Here is a 480-nt window from a genome sequence, read left to right as displayed (position 1 = left end):
ATTACTGAGGATTCTTTATGAAGGCCGCGGCATGCCTGCGGACAAGGAGTCGGTGGTATGGCTGAACGTGCAGGAAATCCCCCAGGCCAGTGCTGCCGATGTCAACACGCTGCAATTGGCGGTACGTCAGCGTATCAAGGTCTTCTTCCGCCCGGACGGACTCACCGGTGATGCCGCAAAGGCACCGGAGCAACTTGCATGGCAATTGGTCACTCAGGCTGGCAAGTCGGTGCTGAAAGTAAAAAACCAAAGCAACTACCACGTGTCGCTGGCGGATCTGAAAGTCGTTGCAGGGAAAAAAGCGGAATTGGTAATTGATTCGACAATGATCGTTCCAGGGGAAGTTCGCTCATTCAATCTGAAAGATCTGCCAGCTGGCACTTCGCATTTGAGTTTTTCAGCAATTAACGATTACGGCGCACAACAACGATTCGATGCACCACTAAGCGTTGCCGAAAGCCATGCCGAGCGCGTGAAAGA

1 protein-coding gene is annotated in these 480 nt (G+C 52.5%); it reads left to right on the top strand.

The genetic code is table 11. The annotated features are described in order from the left end of the window. A partial coding sequence (locus J5M71_RS27780) for a fimbria/pilus periplasmic chaperone (protein WP_207838786.1) occupies positions 1-480 on the top strand: 480 nt, incomplete at both ends.

It is taken from the genome of Pseudomonas sp. 43(2021), assembly GCF_017490805.1.
In the GTDB taxonomy this organism is placed as follows: Bacteria; Pseudomonadota; Gammaproteobacteria; order Pseudomonadales; family Pseudomonadaceae; genus Aquipseudomonas.
The sequence above is the reverse complement of the archived record's forward strand: the minus strand, read 5'-3'. Positions and strand labels throughout refer to the sequence as shown.